The following is an 18,046-nucleotide window of genomic DNA, read 5'->3' on the forward strand; positions in this document are numbered from 1 at the left end:
CCGATCATATTCGCCGGTCTGCATCTGACCGAAGAGAGTATTGCCAGAGTCTTGCGGCGGGTGTAACTTTGCAGTCAACGCAATATTTTGCCGCCGTCGGTCCGCGTGACCGGCGGCGTCGTGCGTTCGCCTCCGCTTCTCGTCACCCTCTTCTTCACTTCGGAGCCCCATGTCCCGCGCCACCTCCACGTCCACCGCCCGCGCCGCGGCCGTCGCCGACCCGAGCGTCAAGATGACGCACCGGCAGATCCTCTTCGTGATCTTCGGTCTCATGGGCGGCATGTTCCTCTCGTCGCTCGACCAGACCATCGTGGGCACGTCGATGCGCACGATCGCCGACGACCTCGACGGGCTGAGCCTCCAGGCGTGGGTCACCACGGCCTACCTCATCGTCTCGACCATCAGCACACCGATCTACGGCAAGCTCAGCGACATCTTCGGTCGCCGGCCGCTCTTCATCATCGCGATCACGGTCTTCCTCGTCGGCTCGCTACTCGCCGGATTCGCGACGAGCATGTACGAACTCGCGATCTTCCGCGCCGTGCAGGGGCTCGGGGCCGGCGGACTCATGGCCCTCCCGCTCACCATCATGGGAGACATCCTCGCCCCGCGCGAACGCGCCAAATACCAGGGCTACTTCCTCGCCGTCTTCGGCGTCTCGAGCCTCATCGGCCCGCTCGTCGGGGGGCTCTTCGCGGGCGCCGACGAGATCCTCTTCGTCACCGGATGGCGCTGGGTGTTCCTCATCAACATCCCCATCGGCATCGTCGCCATGGCGATCGTGCTGCGCTTCCTGCACTTGCCCCGCGGCGCCACGCGCTCGGTGCGCATCGACTGGTGGGGCGCCGCCCTCGTGATCGTCGCCGCGGTTCCGCTGCTCCTCGTCGCCGAGCAGGGGCGCGAGTGGGGCTGGGCGTCGGGCATCGCCATCGCGTGCTACGTGGTCGGGGCGCTCGGCATCATCGGATTCATCGTCGCCGAGAAGCTCATGAAAGACGACGCGCTCATCCCCCTCAAGCTCTTCCGCTCGCCGACATTCTCGATGGCGACCGTGCTCGGTGTGCTCGTCGGGTTCGGGATGTTCGGTGCCCTCATGACCATCCCGCTGTACCTGCAGCTCGTCAACGGGGCCACCCCGACCGAGAGCGGATTCCTCACCCTCCCCATGATCGGCGGGCTCATGATCTCGTCGATCGTGAGCGGGCAGATCATCAGCCGCACCGGCAAATACAAGCCTTTCCCGATCATCGGAACCGGGCTCATGGCCGCGGGCTTCTTCTACTTCACGTTCGCGACCTACGACAAGCCCGTGTGGTTTCTCATGGGCGGCATGCTCCTCGTCGGGCTCGGCCTCGGCCAGCTCATGCAGACGCTCACGATCGCGAGCCAGAATGCGGTCGGGCCGAGGGACATCGGCGTCGCGACATCCAGCTCGACGTTCTTCCGTCAGATCGGCGGAACCCTCGGCACCGCGGTGATCTTCTCCGTGCTGTTCACGCGGATTCCGGAGACCCTCACGGCCATCTTCTCGCGCACGTCGACCCAGCAGTCGCTGCAGACGCTCGCCGCCGACCCCTCGGTGCAGGCCGACCCCGCCAACGCGGGCATCCTCTCTCTGCTCTCCGACCCGTCGAAGCTCTCGGGCGCGCTCGACGGCGACACGTCGTTCTTGAGTGACGCCGACCCCCGGCTCGCGGCGCCGTTCCTCGAGGGGTTCGCGACCGCCGCCGTGAGCGTCTTCTGGGTGAGCCTGTGCGTCGTGCTCGTCGCGTTCGTCTTGAGCTTCTTCCTCAAGGCGACCCCGCTGCGCGAGAAGTCGGCCATTCAGGAGTCGGCCGACGAGGATGCCGCGCTCCTCGCGCAGAGCGCCGCCGACACGACGGGCGCGCTCGTCGACCCCGGCCGCGCCGCCGACCCCGCTGCGAGCTCCGCGCCCGCCACCCCCACCCCCGGCCCCACCGCGCGCCGCTGAGTACGCAGTTTCCGCGAGGGGATGCCCGATCCGGCATTCGCTCGCGGAAACTGCGTTCGGTGGGCGCGGGGAATGGGGCAGGGCGGGGCGGCTCGGCATGGGAGCGCTCTCAGAAAGTTCTTGACAGGCACGGCGCGGGGATGTCAGGGTAGCGAACACTATCGTGAGAGCGCTCTCACACCTGTGGTGGGAGCGCTCTCACGTTCCCTTCCACGCACACAAAGGAGTGACCGTGAGGTCTTCACGACGCACGACGGCGACGGCGATAGCCGGCGCAGCAGCATTCGCCCTTCTCGCGACAGGTTGTTCGTCAGGCGGTGGGAGCGGCTCGGCAGACGGCGAGATCACGCTCACCGTGACGACCTTCAACCAGATGGGCTTCGACGACCTCTACGACGAGTACGAAGAGGCGAACCCCGGCATCACGATCGAGGCGACGAACATCGACACGGGCGGAAACGCCCGCACCGACGCGTTCACGAAGATCGCGGCCGGCTCCGGACTCTCCGATGTCACAGCGATCGAAGAGGGATGGCTCGGCCAGATCATGGAGGTCAGCGACCAGTTCGTCGACCTCACCGAATACGGCATCGACGAGCGCTCCGGCGACTGGCTCGACTGGAAGTACGAGCAGGCGACCGACTCCGAGGGCCGCGTCATCGGGTACGGAACCGACATCGGCCCCGAGGGCATGTGCTTCAACGGCCCCGCACTCGAGGCTGCCGGTCTCCCGAGCGACCGCGAGGGCTTCGCCGACTACCTCGGCGGGGAGGACGCCACCTGGGAGAGCTTCTTCGACGTGGGCCGCGAATACAACGAGGCCACCGGCAAGGCCTGGTACGACCAGTCGGGATTCGTCTGGAACGCCATGGTCAACCAGCTCCCCGAGGGCTACTACACCGCCGACGGTGAACTCAACGTCGAGAACAACCCCGAGCTCGCCGAGCGCTGGACCCTCCTGACCGACGCTGCCGACGACGGCCTCTCCGCCGCCCAGCAGGAGTGGGACTGGAACCAGGGCCGGTCGTTCGTCGACCAGTCCTTCGCCACGTTCGTGTGCCCCGGATGGATGCTCGCGAACCTCAAGGGAAGCCTCGAGACCGGCGGCGGCGACGCATCCACCGGGTGGGACTTCGCTGACGTCTTCCCCGGCGGCCCGGCCAACTGGGGTGGAGCGTTCCTCTCGGTTCCCGTGACCTCCGAGCACCCCGAAGAGGCCGCAGCCCTCGCCTCGTGGCTGACCGAAGCCGACCAGCAGGTCAAGGCGTTCGAGGCTGCGGGAACCTTCCCGAGCACGATCGCAGCTCAAGAGGAGCTCGCGACCGCGGGCGAGACCGACCCCATCCTGAACGACGCCCCGACCGGTGAGATCCTCGCCGAGCGTGCCGTCGGCGTGCAGGCGCAGTTCAAGGGACCGGACGACTCGCTCATCCAGGAGAACGTCTTCGGCCCGCCGCTCGACAAGATCGACCGCGGCGAGGCGACTGCCGACGAGGCCTGGGACGAGGCCATCACGCTGCTCGGCGAGCTCGTCGACTAGGTCGCACGCGTCACCCAGCACTATCACCGCGTGAGGCCCTCGGCGACGACCGGGGGCCTCACGCCCACACCGCACCACCACCCGCCTCGACGAGGAGACACTCCATGACTTCGACCATCAGTCGCCCGCCGACGCGCGGTGACACTCCCGCCCCGACGGCGACGACCGAGCGGCTCACCTTCCGTCAGCGACTCAGTCGTTTCGACCTCAGAGTCTCGCCCTACCTCTACATCTCGCCGTTCTTCCTCCTCTTCGCGGTCACGGGCCTCTTTCCGCTCGTCTACACGCTCGTCGTGTCGGTTCACGACTGGGAGCTCCTGCAGGGCCAGGGCGCGTTCGTCGGGTTCGCGAACTTCGTGGAGATCCTCAACGACCGGTTCTTCTGGAACTCGATCCGCAACACCCTGAGCATCTTCATCATCAGCACCGTGCCCCAGCTGACCTTCGCGCTCATCATCGCCGCGATCCTCGACCAGGCGCTCAAAGCCAAGACGTTCTGGCGCATGAGCGTGCTGCTCCCCTACGTCGTCACCCCTGTTGCCGTCGCCCTCATCTTCTCGAGCATGTTCAACGAGACCTCGGGTCTCGTCAACAACGTCCTCGGCGTTGTCGGCATCGACCCCGTCCAGTGGAAGAACGACGTGCTCGCGAGCCACTTCGCGATCGCGACGATGGTCAACTGGAGGTGGACGGGCTACAACGCGCTCATCCTGCTCGCCGCCATGCAAGCCGTGCCTCGCGACCTACACGAGTCGGCCGCGATCGACGGTGCGGGCGCCGTGCGTCGCTTCCGCTCGATCACGATTCCGAGCATCCGCCCCACCCTCATCTTCGTCATCATCACGTCGACCATCGGCGGGCTGCAGATCTTCGCCGAACCGCGTCTCTTCGACGTGTCGAACGCGGGGGGCATCGGCGGTTCCGACCGCCAGTTCCAGACCACCGTGCTCTACCTGTGGGAGATGGCGTTCTTCCGAGGGGACTTCGGCAAGGCCGCCGCGATCGCGTGGCTGCTCTTCCTCCTCATCGTCGGAATCGGTCTCATCAACTTCCTCATCTCGAGGCGCATCGCGACCGCCGACAACCTCGCCGACCAGGGCAAGACCTCCAAGAGAAAGTCTGGACGCCGCTCATGACCTCACAACTGCAGGCGGCGCCCCTCGCGCCCGAAGGCACCAAGCGGGCACCGCGCGACACGCGTCGCGGCCGGTCGTTCTCCGGGATCGGAACCCGACCGGGCTTCCTCGCCTACGGTCTCCTCACCGCGTTCCTTCTCGGCTCGGCCTATCCACTGTGGTGGTCGTTCGTCGTCGGAAGCGGAACGAACGCGACCCGGGGCGAGACCCTGCCGCTCCTGCCCGGGGGCAACTTCTTCGCCAATGCGGCGATCGTGCTCGATGCCGTGCCTTTCTGGCTCGCGCTCGGAAACAGCCTCTTCGTCTCGGGCGTCATCACCATCTCGGTCATCACGTTCTCGACCCTCGCGGGCTACGCCTTCGCGAAGCTCAAGTTCAAGGGTCGCGACAAGCTCATGATCTTCGTGATCGCGACGATGGCGATCCCGACGCAGCTCGGCATCATCCCGCTCTTCATCGTCATGCGCGAGCTGGGCTGGACCGGCGAACTCGGCGCCGTCATCGTGCCGACCCTCGTGACCGCGTTCGGCGTGTTCTTCATGCGCCAATACCTCGTGGATGTCATCCCCGACGAGCTGCTCGAAGCCGCGAGGGTGGACGGCGCGGGCCAGTTCCGCACGTTCCTCAACGTCGCGGTGCCCGCCGCTCGCCCGGCGATGGCCATCCTCGGGCTCTTCACCTTCATGGCCGCGTGGACCGACTACCTGTGGCCGCTCATCGTGCTCAACCCCACCAACCCCACCCTGCAGACGGCGCTGAGCCAACTCCAGTCCGGTTTCTACGTCGATTATTCGATCGTGCTCACCGGCGCGGTGCTCGCAACTCTCCCGTTGCTCGTACTCTTCGTCATAGCAGGCAAACAGTTGATCTCCGGAATCATGCAAGGAGCAGTAAAGGGATGACCCAGTTGATCGAAGCGCACGCCTCGAGCGAGCGCGCGGATCGCCCTGCGCGATCCTTCCCCCACGACTTCCTGTTCGGTGTCGCGACCGCGGCATACCAGATCGAGGGAGCGGCCCACGAAGACGGCCGCACCGACTCGATCTGGGACGCCTTCAGTCGCGTGCCGGGGGCCGTCGTGCGCGGAGACAACGGCGACGTCGCGTGCGACCACTACCACCGGTATCCGCAGGATGTCGCGATGATGGCCGACCTCGGCGTGCAGACCTACCGCTTCTCGACGTCGTGGTCACGCGTGCGCCCCGACGGCGGCCAGCCCAACAAGAAGGGTCTCGGGTTCTACTCGAAGCTCGTCGACGAGCTGCTCGAGGCCGACATCAAGCCGTGGCTCACGCTCTACCACTGGGATCTTCCGCAGGCTCTCGAGGAGAAGGGCGGCTGGGCCAATCGCGACACCGCCTACCTGTTCGCGGAATACGCCGCGACGGTTCACGATGTGCTCGGCGACCGCATCGACGCGTGGACGACGCTCAACGAGCCGTGGTGCTCGTCGTTCTTGAGTTACATCGGGGGCGAGCACGCTCCGGGACGCCAAGACCCCGCGGCCGGTCTCGCGGCCGGCCACCACTTGCTCCTCGCCCACGGGCTCACGATCGAAGAGCTGCGCAAACGCGACGCGTCGCTCGAGCTCGGCATCACGCTCAACCTCACGGTCGCCGACCCGGTCGACCCCACGTCGCCCGGCGACCTCGACGCCGCGCGGCGCATCGACGGCCAATTCAACAGGTTCTTCCTCGACCCGATCTTCCGGGGCGAGTATCCCGTCGATGTGCTCGCCGACGTGGCCCAGTTCGGGCTCGTCGACCACATCCGCGACGGCGACCTGGCCACGATCTCGACACCGATCGATGTGCTCGGCGTGAACTACTACCACGGCGACTTCGTGAGCGACCGCCCGACGGCCGCCCCGAAGACGACCGGTGCGCCGTCCGAGCGACCGAAACGCTCGCCCTACCCCGCGGCGGAGGGCGTCTTCAACCACCCGCGCGGTCTGCCCGAGACGGGTATGGGCTGGGAGGTTCAGCCCGAGGGACTCACGCGACTGCTCAAGCGCATCGACACGGACTACGCCCGACCGGCGGGAGTCTCGCTCTACGTCACCGAGAACGGGGCGGCCTACGACGACGAGCTCACCGACGACGGCCGGGTGCACGACGCCGAGCGCGTGACGTTCTTGCGCAGCCACCTCGACGCCGTGCTCGACGCGATCGACGACGGCATCGACGTCAAGGGCTACTTCTACTGGTCGCTCATGGACAACTTCGAGTGGGCGTGGGGCTACGAGAAGCGTTTCGGTCTCGTGCGCGTCGACTACGACACCCAGGAGCGCACCCTCAAAGACAGCGCCCTGGCCTATCGACGAATCATTTCCGACCGGACGATCTAGCGCAGCGGCGGCTCACTAGACTTCCGCAATGACGATCGAGCACGTGCCGCGGTCGGCCGCGCCGACGCTCGAAGCGGTCGCCGCCGCGGCCGGGGTGTCGAGGTCGACCGTCTCGCGCGTCGTCAACGGTTCGCCGAAGGTCGCGGCGGATGTCGTGGCGACCGTCCAGCGCGCCATCGAGTCTCTCGGCTACGTGCCCAATCGCGCGGCGAGGTCGCTCGCGCAGCGGCGCAGCATGGCCATCGCTCTCGTCGTTCCGGAGGACACGACGAGGTTCTTCGGCGACCCCTACTTCGCGTCGATCGTCGCGGGCATCACGTCGGTGCTCGACGACAGTGACTACGTGCTCGTGTTGCAGCTTGCCAAGTCGAAGGGCTCGGCGCGCAACACCGTGCGCTACCTGCTCGGGGGCAACGTCGACGGTGCTCTCGTGGTGTCGCACCACTCGACCGACATCGAGCTCACCGAGCTCGCCGCCGCGCTCCCCGTGGTGTTCAACGGGCGTCTCCTCCAGTCGACGGAGACCCCGACATACTTCGTCGACGTCGACAACGTCGCGGGGGCCATGCTCGGCACGCAGAAGCTCATCGACATCGGGCGCACGCGCATCGCGATCCTCGCGGGGCCCGACGACATGCGTCCCGGCATCGATCGCGCGGTCGGCTGGAAGCGCGCCCTCGACGCGGCGGGCCTCTCGAGCGAGCGCCTCGTGCGCGGGGATTTCACTCGCGCGGGTGGGGCGGCATCGATGCGACAACTGCTGGCGCAGCATCCCGACATCGACGGCGTCTTCGCGGCGAGCGACCTCATGGCATCGGGCGCGGTCGCCGCGCTTCGGGAGTCGGGGCGCTCCGTGCCCGCTGATGTCGCGGTCGTCGGTTTCGACGACGCCCCCGCCGCGGTCGACGGCGACGTGCTCCTCACGACGGTGCATCAACCCGCCGAGGTCACGGGCGCGACGATGGCGAACATGCTCCTTGCACGCTTGCGCGGCGAGGACATCGAGCGCGAGCGCATCCTGCCCACGCGACTCGTCGAGCGCGACTCCGCCTGACGCCCGCCTCCGCCCCACGCGGACGACACCCGCCCACCGAACGCAGTTTCCGCGAGGGAATGCCGGATCTGGCATCCCCTCGCGGAAACTGCGTGGTTTGGGGCGGGGGCTGGGGGCAGGGCAGGGCAGGGCGGGTCAGGCCAGGGCTACCGCCGACCAGGAGACCGGCGGGAGGGTCACGGTGAGGCGGCCGTCGGAGAGCTCGGCGCCCTCGAGGTCGACGAGCCCGACGCGGTTCTGGTCGTCCGCCGTGTTGCGGGCGTAGACGTCGTCGTCGTGGAGGCTCACGGCCTCGGTGACCGTGGACATGGCGAGGCCGCTCAGGTCGATCGTCACCTCGATCGACTCGGTCTGGCTGCGGTTGACGAGGAACACTGCGGCGGTGCCGGCGTCGCGGTCGACCGTCGCGACGGAGTCGACGAGCGGGGCGTCACCGTGGCGCTTGGTCGAGTAGGTGTCGACGTGGATGCGCGGCGCGATGACCTCGCCGCGAGCGAGTCGCGATGTGACCGAGAACGGGAAGAAGGTCGTCTGGCGCCACGCCGCTCCGCCGGGCTCGGTCCGGATGGGGGCGATCACGTTGACGAGCTGCGCGAGCGAGGCCGACGCGACCCTGTCGTGGTTCTTGAGCAGCGTGATGAGGAGGTTGCCGAGCACGACAGCGTCGGCGACGGAGTAGACGTCTTCGAGCTGGCGCGGGGCGACGAGCCACTCGTCGCTGATCTCATCCGACTGCTGGTGCTCTTCGAGGTACCAGATGTTCCACTCGTCGAACGAGAGCTTGATCTTCTTGGCGCTGCGGAGCTTGTTGCCCACGTGGTCGGCCGTCGACACGACGGTCTCGATGAAGTACTGCATGTCGAGGCTCGACGCGAGGAACGACCCGAGGTCGCCGCCGTACTCCTGGTAGTAGGCGTGGCACGAGATGAAGTCGACGTGCTCGTAGCTGTGCTCGAGGACCGTGCGCTCCCAGTCGCCGAACGTCGCCATGTTCGACCCGGATGAGCCGCACACCACGAGTTCGAGCGTCTTGTCCGCCGCCTTCATCGCTTGGGCGGTGCGCGCGGCGAGCTTGCCGTAGTCGTCGGCGGTCATGTAGCCGGTCTGCCACGGGCCGTCCATTTCGTTGCCGAGGCACCACATGCGCACGTTGTGGGGTTCGACCGACCCGTTGGCGATGCGCTGGTCGCTCAGCGCCGTGCCCGACGGGTGGTTGGTGTACTCGAGCAGGTCGAGTGCCGCCTCGATGCCCCGCGTGCCGAGGTTGACCGCGAGCATGAGCTCCGAGCCGGTGAGGGCGCACCAGCGAGCGAATTCGTCGGTTCCGACCTGGTTGGTCTCGAGGGTGTGCCACGCGAGATCGCGCCGGACGGGCCGGCTCTCGCGCGGCCCGACACCGTCTTCCCAGCGGTATCCCGACACGAAGTTGCCTCCGGGGTAGCGCACGGTCGTCGAGCCGAGCTCTTTGACGAGGTCGACGACGTCGAGCCGGAACCCGTCGTCGTTGGCGGTCGGATGCGTCGGCTCGTAGATGCCGTCGTAGACGCAGCGGCCGAGGTGCTCCACGAAGGAGCCGAAGATGCGGCGATCGATCGGGGCCACGACGGCGGCGGGGTCGATGACGATTTCGGCTGTGACCATCTGGTGATTCTCCCGGTGCTCTCTTCGTTGACGTGACGCGGTGCAGGCCCGCCGAGCATCCGATTTACAACGGTTACCGACGGCGGGCGAGTCTCACTCTACCGACCGTCACCGGGGTGTTTGCAGTCCGGGGTCGGCGGCGAGATCGGCGCCGTCGTGGGTGAGCGCGATCCGACGGCCCGCGAGGCTGATCCGCAGGTGCTGATGACGGATGAGCCACCCGACCCCGATGACCGCGGCGACGAGTCCCGCACCCGCACCGACGCCGAGGGCCCAACGTGGACCGAGCTCGTTCGCGACCCAGCCGACGATGGGCGCCCCGAGCGGGGTGCCACCGAGGAAGATGGCCATGTAGATCGCCATGACTCGTCCGCGCACGCGCGCATCGGTCGTGAGCTGCACGAGTCCGTTGGCCGTGGTCATGAAGGTCTGCGCCGCGACCCCGATGAGCAGGAGCGCGGCCGCGAACAGCAGCATCGTCGGCAGCACGGCGGCGAGCGCGCATCCCACCGAGAAGAGCACGGCCGAGGCGAGCACGAAGCGCAGCCGCGGTTTCTCGCGTTTGGCCGACAGCAGCGCGCCCGTGACGGAGCCGATCGCGAGCACCGATGAGAGCACGCCGAATGTCGCGGCCCCCGCGCCGAACTCGATGCGCGCCATCGTGGCGATGTAGATGCCGAAGTTGAGCCCGAAGGTGCCGACGATGAAGATCATGACGAGCACGATGAGGATGTCGGGGCGCGCCGCGATGTATCGGAACCCTCCGACGAGGTCGCCGCGCGCTCGGTCGGCGCGCCCCATCGGCGCGAACTCGTCGGCGCGCAGGGCGGCGAGCGCCGCGAGCACGGCGGCGAAGGTGATCGCGTTGATGACGAAGACCCAGCCTGCCCCGACGGCGGCGGTCAGGAGACCGGCGATCGCGGGCCCGATCATGCGGGCCGCGCTGAACGACGCCGAGTTGAGCGCGACCGCGTTCGAGAGGTTGGGCGCGCCGACGAGCTGGGCGACGAAGGTCTGCCGGGCGGGGGCGTCGAAGGCCGCGACGCAGCCGAGGGCGGCGGCGAACGCGTAGACGTGCCAGAGTTCGACCACTCCCGTGATGGTCATGACGCCGAGGGCGGCTCCGAGCACGGCCATCGCCGCCTGGGTGGTCATGAGGATCGTGCGCTGGTCGAAACGGTCGGCGACGAGGCCCGTGACCGGCAGGAGGAGCAGGAGCGGCGCGAACTGCAGCGCGACGACGGTGCCGAGGGCGACGGCGTCGTTGTCGGTGAGCTGGGTGAGCACGAGCCAGTCCTGGGCCGTGCGCTGCATCCAGGTTCCGACGTTGGAGACGAGCGCGCCCGCGGCGAACAGGCGGTAGTTGCGGGCGCTGAGCGACCGGAACATCGAACTCACTCGTCGGCCAGTCTCGCGAGTATCGGTGTCGCGTCGAGGAGCAGTTGTCGCTCGTCGGCGGCGAGCGTGTGCAGTCGGCGCGTGAACCACTCGTCGCGCCTCCGCCGGGTCTCGGCGACGAACGCGTCTCCGTCGACGGAGAGCGCGATGGTGACGCGGCGGGCATCGTCGCTGTCTGTCACTCTCGTGACGAGTCCGGCGTCGACGAGAGCACCGACGGTGCGATTCATGCTCGGCGGCGAGACCCTCTCGAGGGCGCTGAGTGATCCGAGCGTCTGCGGGCCGTGCCTGTGCAGCTGGAAGAGCGCGGTGCGCTGGCCCTCCGTGACGCTCTCGTCTGCCTGCATGAGCCGGATGCGTCGCGCGAGCCTCAGGATCGTCAGTCGCAGTTCGTGGTCGTCGTGAGGCATATTACTTAGCCTAACAAATTAGCGCCGCTAACGAACGGCGGGGCCGGGCCCGGTCACGCCACCCCGACCGCTGCCGTGCCCGCCGTAGACTTGCGGGGACGAGGAGGACACCGTGATCCAGTTCACTGCGGCACGACAGGACCACACGTTCACCGACGCGCACGGCGTGGTCGTGCACTACTACCAGTGGAAGACGGGCAAGCCCCGCGGCGTCGTCCAGATCGCGCACGGCCTCGGCGAGTACGCCGCTCGCTACGAGAGACTCGCTCAGGCCCTCGTCAACGCCGGTTACACCGTCTATGCCGACGACCACCGCGGCCACGGCCTCACGGGGCTCCAGCAGCACGATGGCGACGTGTCGAAACTCGGAACCCTCGGGGCAGGGGGGATGGTCGCGACCGTCGACGCCGTCCACCAGCTGAGCGGCATCATCCGCAGTGACAACGCGGGCGTTCCCCTCATCCTCTTCGGGCACAGCTGGGGGTCGATCATCGCGCAGATGCTCGTCAACTCGCACGCCGACGACTACGACGCGATCGTGCTCTCGGGCACGGCCTACCGCACGATCAAGCACATGAACGGTGGTGACCTGAACGCCCACCACCGCCACCTCGGCACGACGGGGCACGAGTGGCTCAGTCGCGACGAGAGCGTCGCCGCCGCGTTCGCCGCCGACGAGCTCGCGTTCGTCGCCGACGCCAAAAAGCTCTTCGGTGTGCGAGAGAGCCTGCGGATGCTCGGCCGCCCCCGCCGCTCGCTCTCGAACGATCTTCCGGTGCTCATCCAGGTCGGGAGCGACGACAGCTTCGGGGGGACACGCAGCGCCGAGCTGCTCGCGGAGGCGTACATCGCCCGCTCGAAGCTCAGCGACGTCGAACTCATCGTGTACACGGATGCACGCCACGAGATCTACAACGAGACCAACTTCGCCGACGTCACGACCGACCTCGTGACGTGGCTCGACCTGAGGTTCAGACCCGGGCGGTGACCCCGGTGAGCTCTTCGGACATCGTCCACAGGCGGCGCGCGACGTCGGAGTCTTCCGCCGCGGTGGTCGACCCGACCACCCGGGGCGCGCCTCGGGACTGCCCGACTCCCGACGGTCCGACGTAGGCCCCGGGGCGAACCGACGCCGTCGCGGCGAAGAGTGTCGGAAGCGCCCCACTCGCGGCGTCTTGGGCGAAGACCCTGTTTCCGAGTGCCGTCACCTTTGCGGCGAGCCCCGAGTCGAAGCGCCCCTGCAGGTTGGTCGCGGAGAACCCCGGGTGGGCCGCGGTCGCGATGACGCGTGATCCCGCGTGCGTCAGTCGCGCCTGGAGTTCGAGAGTGAAGAGCAGGTTGGCGAGCTTCGACTGCCCGTATGCGGCCCAGCGCTGATACTTGCGGTCGTGCCAGTTCGGGTCGACGAAGTCGATGCGACCCGCGCGGTGGGCGAGGCTCGAGACCGTCACGACCCGGTCGGTCACGTGCTCGATGAGCGCTGCGGTGAGGGCGAAGTGGCCGAGGTGGTTGGTACCGAACTGCAGCTCGAAGCCGTCGGCCGTGCGCATGAGGGGAGGAGCCATCACTCCCGCGTTGTTGACGAGCAATCGGATGTCGCCCGACCAGTCGTCGGCGAACCGCCGCACCGACGCGAGGTCGGCGAGATCGAGCTCACGGACCTCCACGGAACCCGTGACAGTCGCAGCGGCCGATCGCCCCTTCGCGGTGTCGCGCACCGCGAGGACGACGTGGGCGCCGTGAGCGGCGAACGCGCGCGCGGCCTCGAGGCCGATCCCGCTGTTGGCGCCCGTCACGATCACGGTGCCGCCGTCGAGGTCGGGCATGTCGGTCGTCGTCCATCCGGTCTGAGCCATGTCGCGATGCTACGTCGGGCACCGCGGTGCGACCTGAGTGCGCCGGGCGCACGCCGGGCGACGCGGGTGACCGTCGAGCCGCAACGCGAACGAGGGGCGATGCCTTTCGGCATCGCCCCTCGCAGTGGTGCTGCGTCTTACTTGAAGACGTCCTTGATGTTCTCGCCGGCCTTCTTGACGGTGGCTGCCGACTGATCGGCCTTGCCCTCGGCCGCGACCTCGTCGTTGCCGGTGGCCTTTCCGAAGGCCTCCTTCGCCTTGCCTGCGAGGTCCTGGGCGGCGTTGCTGAGCTTGTCTGCTGCACTCATGTGTTCTTCCTTCTCTCTGGGGCCCGACCTGACGGTGGGGCGATGCGGATTGGGTGGGGTGGGGGTGGTGTGGGGGTGGGGGTGGGGGTTGGGGGTGGAGCGTGCCGGGGGGCGGCACCGGGGGGGTTCGGGGGTCGGGCTCAGCTGACGCGGGTGTCGGCCTCGGCGGTGTCGTCGTCCGACGGAACGTGCACGTCGTTGATGGTCACGTTGACCTCGGTGACCTCCATGCCGACGAGCGACTCGATCGCCGAGCGCACCGAGGAGCGCACATTGTCGGCCACGGTCTGCAGCGCGACGGGGTACTCCGCGACGAGGGAGATGTCGACCGCGACCTGGGTCTCGCCGACCTCGACCGCCACACCCTGAGCGAGGTCGGTGCTGTTGACCGCGCTGCGGATGGCACCGAGGGCCCGCGCGGCCCCGCCACCGAGCTCGAAGACTCCCGGCACTTCGCGCGCCGCGATGCCCGCGACCTTGGCGACCACACCGTCGTCGATGACCGTCGTGCCCAGGTCCGTCGTTCCCTGGGCCATCGTTCCCCGGGCCTTCGCGGCGGACGTCCCGCCGGCAGCGTTCGGTGCGGTGTTCGGGGTCGCGGCGGAGGAGGTGGTGGCCATGGTGGCGAGTCCTTTCACAAAGTGGATGTCTGGGTGGCGGCCGGTGGCCGCACCGACTATTCGGAACCAACGTTTCGTCGGTTCGTGGAATAGTCACTACTGAGACGTGACGACGAGCACTTTCGTCACGCGTGAATCGAAAAACTTTTCCGGGCGGTGTGAGATGTCGACAGACGAACTGAGCGAGCAGGTCTCCCCCTCGGACTCCGCGCCGTTCGACCTGAGCGAGGCATCCGACGGAATCCTCGCGGGCCGGTCGTCCGACGGCGACGAGCGCGCGTTCGAGATTCTCGTGCGCCGGCACGGTCCGCTCATGCGGGCGTACGTCATCCGCATCCTCGGTTCGAACAGCGATGCGGACGACGTCGTGCAGGAGGCGTTCATCACCGCGTGGCGCGAGCTCGCGACCACCGAGGTCACGGCGGTCAAAGCGTGGCTCATGAAAATCGCGTCGCGCAAGGCGATCGACCGAGTGCGCTCGCGTCGCCGCGTGGAGCCTCTCGAGGACTGGGATGCCGAGACGAGCGACTCCGAGTCCCCCCACCGTCTCGCCGAGGTCGCGTCGCAGCGCGAAGTGCTCTCCCGCGCCCTTTCGAGGCTTCCTGTCGTGCAACGCCAGTGCTGGGTTCTGCGCGAAGTGGGTGACCGCAGCTACGACGAGATCGCCGAAGAACTGGGCATCCCACCGTCGACCGTGCGGGGTTCGCTCGCTCGGGCACGGAAGACACTCGCGAAAGAGATGGAGGAATGGCGATGACCGACGACACCACCGGCGACAACACCGATGACCGCACCGTCGACGGCATCGCCGATGGCACCGACGACGCCATCATCGATCTCCTCACCGACTACATCGAGCGTGACGAGACCCCTCCCGCCGAGCTGCTCGACCGTGACCCCGAGTACGACCTCGCCTACCGGTCGCTCTTGCGCGTGCGGTCCGTCGCCGCCGAACTCCTCGAGCAGGATGCCGCGGAGGACGTCGGTCGCGATGACAGCTGGGTGACGTCGATCATCGCGAACGTCAACAGGGAGTCCCGCGCCGGCCGCTCGATCCCCCTCGCCCACCCGTCGCCGCGAGCGACACTCACCGTGACCGAGGGCGCGGTTCTCGCCCTCGTGCGCGCGGCGGGCGACGCTGTTCCCGGGGCGATCGTCGGCAAGTGCCGCTTGCGCGGCGACGTGACGGTTCCCGGCGAGCCCATCGACGTGTTCGTCGAGGTGAGCGTGTTCTGGGGCGAAGACATCCCGGCGGTCGCCGCGCGCATCCGGTCGGAGGTCTCGACGAGCCTCCTCCAGCACACCGAGCTCGCGGTCTCGTCGATCGACGTCCTCGTCTCCGACGTGCATTTGAGGCGGAGCAACGGAGGAGCACTCGCATGACGATCGAGACATCAGCCATCCCCGAGGGCGTCGAGCCCTTCGAGCGGTCCCCGGGCCTCGCGGCCGACCTCACGGCGGTCGTCGGTGCGGTCGAGGGCGTCGAGCACGTCTACGACGCCCGCCCGGCCGTGACGGCGATCGTCGGCACGGTCGTCGCCGCGGTGGTTCGCCGGGAGGACTCCCCCGTGGTCGTCGGTGAGCGCGAGGGGGTCATGACCGTTGCGGTGCGCATCGCGGCCGCCGATTCCCGCCCCGCGTCGGCGACCTGCCGTGCCGTGTTCGACGCCGTGAGCGACCACCTCTCGGGTGCGTTCGGTTCCGGTCTCGCGGTCGAGATCACCGTCGAGATCGGACGGATCGGCTGACAGCGCGGAGGTTTATGCTGACTCCCGAAGAAAGGCGACACGATGCACGGTGAATACAAGGTCCCCGGGGGCAAACTCGTGGTCGTCGATCTCGATGTCGAGCAGGGCGTCATCACGAACTTCCGTCTCGCCGGCGACTTCTTCCTCGAGCCCGACAGCGCGCTCGACGACATCAACGCCGCAGTCGAGGGTCTGCCGGAGTCGAGCGACGCCAAGCGGATCGCCGCCGCCGTGCGCGCCGCCCTCCCCGCCGACGCGCAATTGCTCGGCATCACGCCCGAGGCGGTGGCCGTCGCCGTTCGCCGCTCGCTCTCGCGCGCGACGGAATGGCGCGACTACGAGTGGAAAGTGGTCCACGACCGCGCGTACTCCCCGCAGATGCAGATGGCCCTCGACCAGGTGCTCGCCGAGGAGGTCGGCGCCGGACGCCGTGGCCCGACCCTCCGCATCTGGGAGTGGGATGCGCCCGCCGTCGTCATCGGCAGCTTCCAGTCGGTGAAGAACGAGGTCGACCTCGACAACGCCGCGAAGTTCGGGTTCTCGGTCGTGCGCCGCATCAGCGGGGGTGGCGCGATGTTCATGGAGGCGGGAACCGCGATCACCTATTCGATCTACGCGCCGTCGGACCTCGTGCAGGGCATGACCTTCGCCGACTCCTACGCCTACCTCGACGAGTGGGTCATCATCGCCCTCAAGTCGCTCGGGATCGACGCGAGCTATCAGCCCCTCAACGACATCACGAGCCCGACGGGCAAGATCGGTGGTGCAGCGCAGAAGCGCCTCGGTGCCGGCGCCGTGCTCCACCACGTGACCATGAGCTACGACATGGACGGCGAGAAGATGGTGCAGGTGCTGCGCATCGGTCGCGAGAAGATGAGCGACAAGGGCACGAAGAGCGCGGCGAAGCGTGTCGACCCCTTGCGGAGCCAGACCGGACTGCCTCGGGAGGAGATCATCGAGAAGATGAAGGCGACGTTCGCCGGACTCTACGGGTCGACGGCGGGGGAGATCACGGCAGACGAACTCGCGAAGGCGGAGAATCTCGTCGCCGAGAAGTTCGCCACCGAGGAGTGGCTGCGCCGGGTGCCCTGACTCGCGCGATCGCGGTCAGGGCACCCGGAGGCTAGCCTCGGCGAGGCGCGCTCGAGGAGCCGCTCGTGTCGGTCGTGCGGAGTTCGTCTCGCGACATCTCCATCGCCGCGAAGTCGGTGTCGTCGGCGAACGACTTCATGCGTGCGACGCGGAAGATGATGAGCGCGTAGACCGCCTTGGCGACGATGTCGGCCACGGAGTATCCGATCTGCAACCCGACCCAGGCATCCGCGCCACCGATGTCGAGGATGGGCAGCAGGTAGGCGATCGGGTAGACGCCCCAGCTGAGCAGGAGGAGGAACCTGAGGTTGCCGAGGGTCTTGCGCACGTTCTCCGGTTGCGTCTTGAGCGACTTGGTGAGCTCGACGAAGAGCACGTAGAGGATGTAGAGGAACGGGATGGTCGACAGCAGCCCGAAGAGACCGCGTGTTCCGAGATCGTCGCTGATCTCACCGGGGTATCCGAGGGCGATCATGAGCGCCGACGCGGGGATGAGCCTGAGGAGCAGGCCCGTCTGCACCGACCGTGCGAGGGCGAGCACCGCGACGAGTTCGACGAGCAGAAGCGGCACGGTGAGAAGCCAGTCGACATAGCGGTACCCCTCGTTGAACGAGGCTCCCTCGGCCTGGACGTACGTGCCCGCGCCGCCGACCGCATCCGTCACGAAGGCGTCGGTGAACGAGGAGAAGATGCGGAAGTAGTGGTACGCCGCGATTCCGCAGACGATCGCGGCGACGGTGATCGCCTGGCGATAGCGCGGGAGTAGCCGCGGTAGCGAGATGACGAGGAATATCGCGGTGAACAGCTGCGCTGCGATCACGAGCGAGAGGAAGTTGTAGACGGTGTCGTACTGACCCTGAGTCAGTTCGTCGGGGATCACGGTTAGCTCCTTACTGAAGGTCTGGACTGACCTGCTCGGGGCTA

The 18,046-nt window shown here is 67.8% G+C and carries 18 protein-coding genes; 11 read left to right on the forward strand and 7 right to left on the reverse strand.

What is annotated here, in order from left to right:
• Positions 1 to 169: 169 nt before the first annotated feature.
• The 6 genes from ACLHIH_RS09250 to ACLHIH_RS09275 all read left to right on the forward strand — a co-directional run bounded on the left by ACLHIH_RS09250 (position 170) and on the right by ACLHIH_RS09275 (position 8,049).
• Entirely contained in the window at positions 170 to 1,972 is a 1,803-nt protein-coding gene (locus tag ACLHIH_RS09250; protein ID WP_411316504.1) for an MDR family MFS transporter, read from the forward strand.
• Between the two features lie 232 nt (positions 1,973 to 2,204).
• Entirely contained in the window at positions 2,205 to 3,512 is a 1,308-nt protein-coding gene (locus tag ACLHIH_RS09255) for an ABC transporter substrate-binding protein (RefSeq protein ID WP_411316505.1), read from the forward strand.
• Between the two features lie 104 nt (positions 3,513 to 3,616).
• Entirely contained in the window at positions 3,617 to 4,648 is a 1,032-nt protein-coding gene (locus ACLHIH_RS09260; protein WP_411316506.1) for a carbohydrate ABC transporter permease, read from the forward strand.
• Positions 4,645 to 5,550 (forward strand): carbohydrate ABC transporter permease, encoded by a 906-nt coding sequence (locus ACLHIH_RS09265; protein WP_411316507.1) that lies wholly within the window; start codon positions 4,645 to 4,647, stop codon positions 5,548 to 5,550. Before ACLHIH_RS09260 ends, ACLHIH_RS09265 begins: the two co-directional genes overlap by 4 nt.
• Entirely contained in the window at positions 5,547 to 6,995 is a 1,449-nt protein-coding gene (locus ACLHIH_RS09270) for a GH1 family beta-glucosidase (protein WP_411316508.1), read from the forward strand. Before ACLHIH_RS09265 ends, ACLHIH_RS09270 begins: the two co-directional genes overlap by 4 nt.
• 28 nt (positions 6,996 to 7,023) lie before the next feature.
• Entirely contained in the window at positions 7,024 to 8,049 is a 1,026-nt protein-coding gene (locus tag ACLHIH_RS09275) for a LacI family DNA-binding transcriptional regulator (RefSeq protein WP_411316509.1), read from the forward strand.
• Between the two features lie 135 nt (positions 8,050 to 8,184).
• Here the strand turns inward: ACLHIH_RS09275 and ACLHIH_RS09280 are convergent, their stop codons facing one another.
• The 3 genes from ACLHIH_RS09280 to ACLHIH_RS09290 form a co-directional block, all read right to left on the reverse strand.
• Positions 8,185 to 9,690, reverse strand: coding sequence for an alpha-N-arabinofuranosidase (locus ACLHIH_RS09280; protein WP_411316510.1), 1,506 nt, complete (start codon positions 9,688 to 9,690; stop codon positions 8,185 to 8,187).
• Between the two features lie 108 nt (positions 9,691 to 9,798).
• Entirely contained in the window at positions 9,799 to 11,079 is a 1,281-nt protein-coding gene (locus ACLHIH_RS09285; protein WP_411317271.1) for an MFS transporter, read from the reverse strand.
• A 5-nt stretch (positions 11,080 to 11,084) separates the two neighbouring features.
• Entirely contained in the window at positions 11,085 to 11,498 is a 414-nt protein-coding gene (locus tag ACLHIH_RS09290) for a MarR family winged helix-turn-helix transcriptional regulator (protein ID WP_411316511.1), read from the reverse strand.
• Positions 11,499 to 11,610: 112 nt separating this feature from the next.
• Between ACLHIH_RS09290 and ACLHIH_RS09295 the strand changes: the two genes are divergently transcribed.
• Positions 11,611 to 12,486: an alpha/beta hydrolase gene (locus ACLHIH_RS09295; protein WP_411316512.1), complete on the forward strand. Its 876-nt coding sequence runs from the start codon at positions 11,611 to 11,613 to the stop codon at positions 12,484 to 12,486.
• Here the strand turns inward: ACLHIH_RS09295 and ACLHIH_RS09300 are convergent.
• The 3 genes from ACLHIH_RS09300 to ACLHIH_RS09310 form a co-directional block, all read right to left on the reverse strand.
• Complete coding sequence (locus tag ACLHIH_RS09300; protein ID WP_411316513.1) at positions 12,470 to 13,354, reverse strand: oxidoreductase; 885 nt, start codon at positions 13,352 to 13,354, stop codon at positions 12,470 to 12,472. The two genes, ACLHIH_RS09295 and ACLHIH_RS09300, sit on opposite strands and share 17 nt — an antisense overlap.
• Before the next feature lie 137 nt (positions 13,355 to 13,491).
• Positions 13,492 to 13,662, reverse strand: a complete 171-nt coding sequence (locus ACLHIH_RS09305) for a CsbD family protein (protein WP_411316514.1) — start codon at positions 13,660 to 13,662, stop codon at positions 13,492 to 13,494.
• Between the two features lie 140 nt (positions 13,663 to 13,802).
• Positions 13,803 to 14,282 carry an Asp23/Gls24 family envelope stress response protein gene (locus ACLHIH_RS09310; protein WP_411316515.1) on the reverse strand — a complete coding sequence of 160 codons (480 nt, stop codon included), beginning with the start codon at positions 14,280 to 14,282 and terminating at the stop codon, positions 13,803 to 13,805.
• A 163-nt stretch (positions 14,283 to 14,445) separates the two neighbouring features.
• Here ACLHIH_RS09310 and ACLHIH_RS09315 point away from each other — a divergent pair, with 163 nt between their 5' ends.
• From ACLHIH_RS09315 to ACLHIH_RS09330, 4 genes are read left to right on the forward strand one after another with little or no spacing between them, the layout of a single operon-like run.
• Entirely contained in the window at positions 14,446 to 15,039 is a 594-nt protein-coding gene (locus ACLHIH_RS09315; protein ID WP_411316516.1) for an RNA polymerase sigma factor, read from the forward strand.
• A complete protein-coding gene (locus ACLHIH_RS09320; protein ID WP_411316518.1) occupies positions 15,036 to 15,665 on the forward strand; it encodes an Asp23/Gls24 family envelope stress response protein in 630 nt (209 codons plus the stop codon). Before ACLHIH_RS09315 ends, ACLHIH_RS09320 begins: the two co-directional genes overlap by 4 nt.
• On the forward strand, positions 15,662 to 16,030 hold the full coding sequence (locus ACLHIH_RS09325; RefSeq protein ID WP_411316519.1) for a hypothetical protein: 369 nt from the start codon (positions 15,662 to 15,664) through the stop codon (positions 16,028 to 16,030). The genes ACLHIH_RS09320 and ACLHIH_RS09325 overlap by 4 nt, the downstream gene beginning before the upstream one ends.
• Before the next feature lie 42 nt (positions 16,031 to 16,072).
• Positions 16,073 to 17,122 (forward strand): lipoyl protein ligase domain-containing protein, encoded by a 1,050-nt coding sequence (locus tag ACLHIH_RS09330; RefSeq protein ID WP_411316520.1) that lies wholly within the window; start codon positions 16,073 to 16,075, stop codon positions 17,120 to 17,122.
• A 31-nt stretch (positions 17,123 to 17,153) separates the two neighbouring features.
• Here ACLHIH_RS09330 and ACLHIH_RS09335 read toward each other — a convergent pair whose 3' ends face one another.
• Positions 17,154 to 18,002, reverse strand: a complete 849-nt coding sequence (locus ACLHIH_RS09335; RefSeq protein ID WP_411316521.1) for a bacteriorhodopsin — start codon at positions 18,000 to 18,002, stop codon at positions 17,154 to 17,156.
• Positions 18,003 to 18,046: the final 44 nt, after the last annotated feature.

This window comes from Marisediminicola sp. LYQ134, from assembly GCF_046599635.1.
Classification (GTDB): Bacteria; Actinomycetota; Actinomycetes; order Actinomycetales; family Microbacteriaceae; genus Marisediminicola.

Bases quoted from the DNA above. Each gene is read 5' to 3' on its own strand.
- ACLHIH_RS09250 (WP_411316504.1), top strand. From the start codon at position 170: ATGTCCCGCGCCACCTCCACGTCCACCGCCCGCGCCGCGGCCGTCGCC.
- ACLHIH_RS09290 (WP_411316511.1), bottom strand. From the start codon at position 11,498: ATGCCTCACGACGACCACGAACTGCGACTGACGATCCTGAGGCTCGCG.
- ACLHIH_RS09300 (WP_411316513.1), bottom strand. From the start codon at position 13,354: ATGGCTCAGACCGGATGGACGACGACCGACATGCCCGACCTCGACGGC.
- ACLHIH_RS09310 (WP_411316515.1), bottom strand. From the start codon at position 14,282: ATGGCCACCACCTCCTCCGCCGCGACCCCGAACACCGCACCGAACGCT.
- ACLHIH_RS09275 (WP_411316509.1), top strand. From the start codon at position 7,024: ATGACGATCGAGCACGTGCCGCGGTCGGCCGCGCCGACGCTCGAAGCG.
- ACLHIH_RS09315 (WP_411316516.1), top strand. From the start codon at position 14,446: ATGTCGACAGACGAACTGAGCGAGCAGGTCTCCCCCTCGGACTCCGCG.
- ACLHIH_RS09260 (WP_411316506.1), top strand. From the start codon at position 3,617: ATGACTTCGACCATCAGTCGCCCGCCGACGCGCGGTGACACTCCCGCC.
- ACLHIH_RS09320 (WP_411316518.1), top strand. From the start codon at position 15,036: ATGACCGACGACACCACCGGCGACAACACCGATGACCGCACCGTCGAC.
- ACLHIH_RS09330 (WP_411316520.1), top strand. From the start codon at position 16,073: ATGCACGGTGAATACAAGGTCCCCGGGGGCAAACTCGTGGTCGTCGAT.
- ACLHIH_RS09270 (WP_411316508.1), top strand. From the start codon at position 5,547: ATGACCCAGTTGATCGAAGCGCACGCCTCGAGCGAGCGCGCGGATCGC.
- ACLHIH_RS09265 (WP_411316507.1), top strand. From the start codon at position 4,645: ATGACCTCACAACTGCAGGCGGCGCCCCTCGCGCCCGAAGGCACCAAG.
- ACLHIH_RS09285 (WP_411317271.1), bottom strand. From the start codon at position 11,079: ATGTTCCGGTCGCTCAGCGCCCGCAACTACCGCCTGTTCGCCGCGGGC.
- ACLHIH_RS09325 (WP_411316519.1), top strand. From the start codon at position 15,662: ATGACGATCGAGACATCAGCCATCCCCGAGGGCGTCGAGCCCTTCGAG.
- ACLHIH_RS09305 (WP_411316514.1), bottom strand. From the start codon at position 13,662: ATGAGTGCAGCAGACAAGCTCAGCAACGCCGCCCAGGACCTCGCAGGC.
- ACLHIH_RS09280 (WP_411316510.1), bottom strand. From the start codon at position 9,690: ATGGTCACAGCCGAAATCGTCATCGACCCCGCCGCCGTCGTGGCCCCG.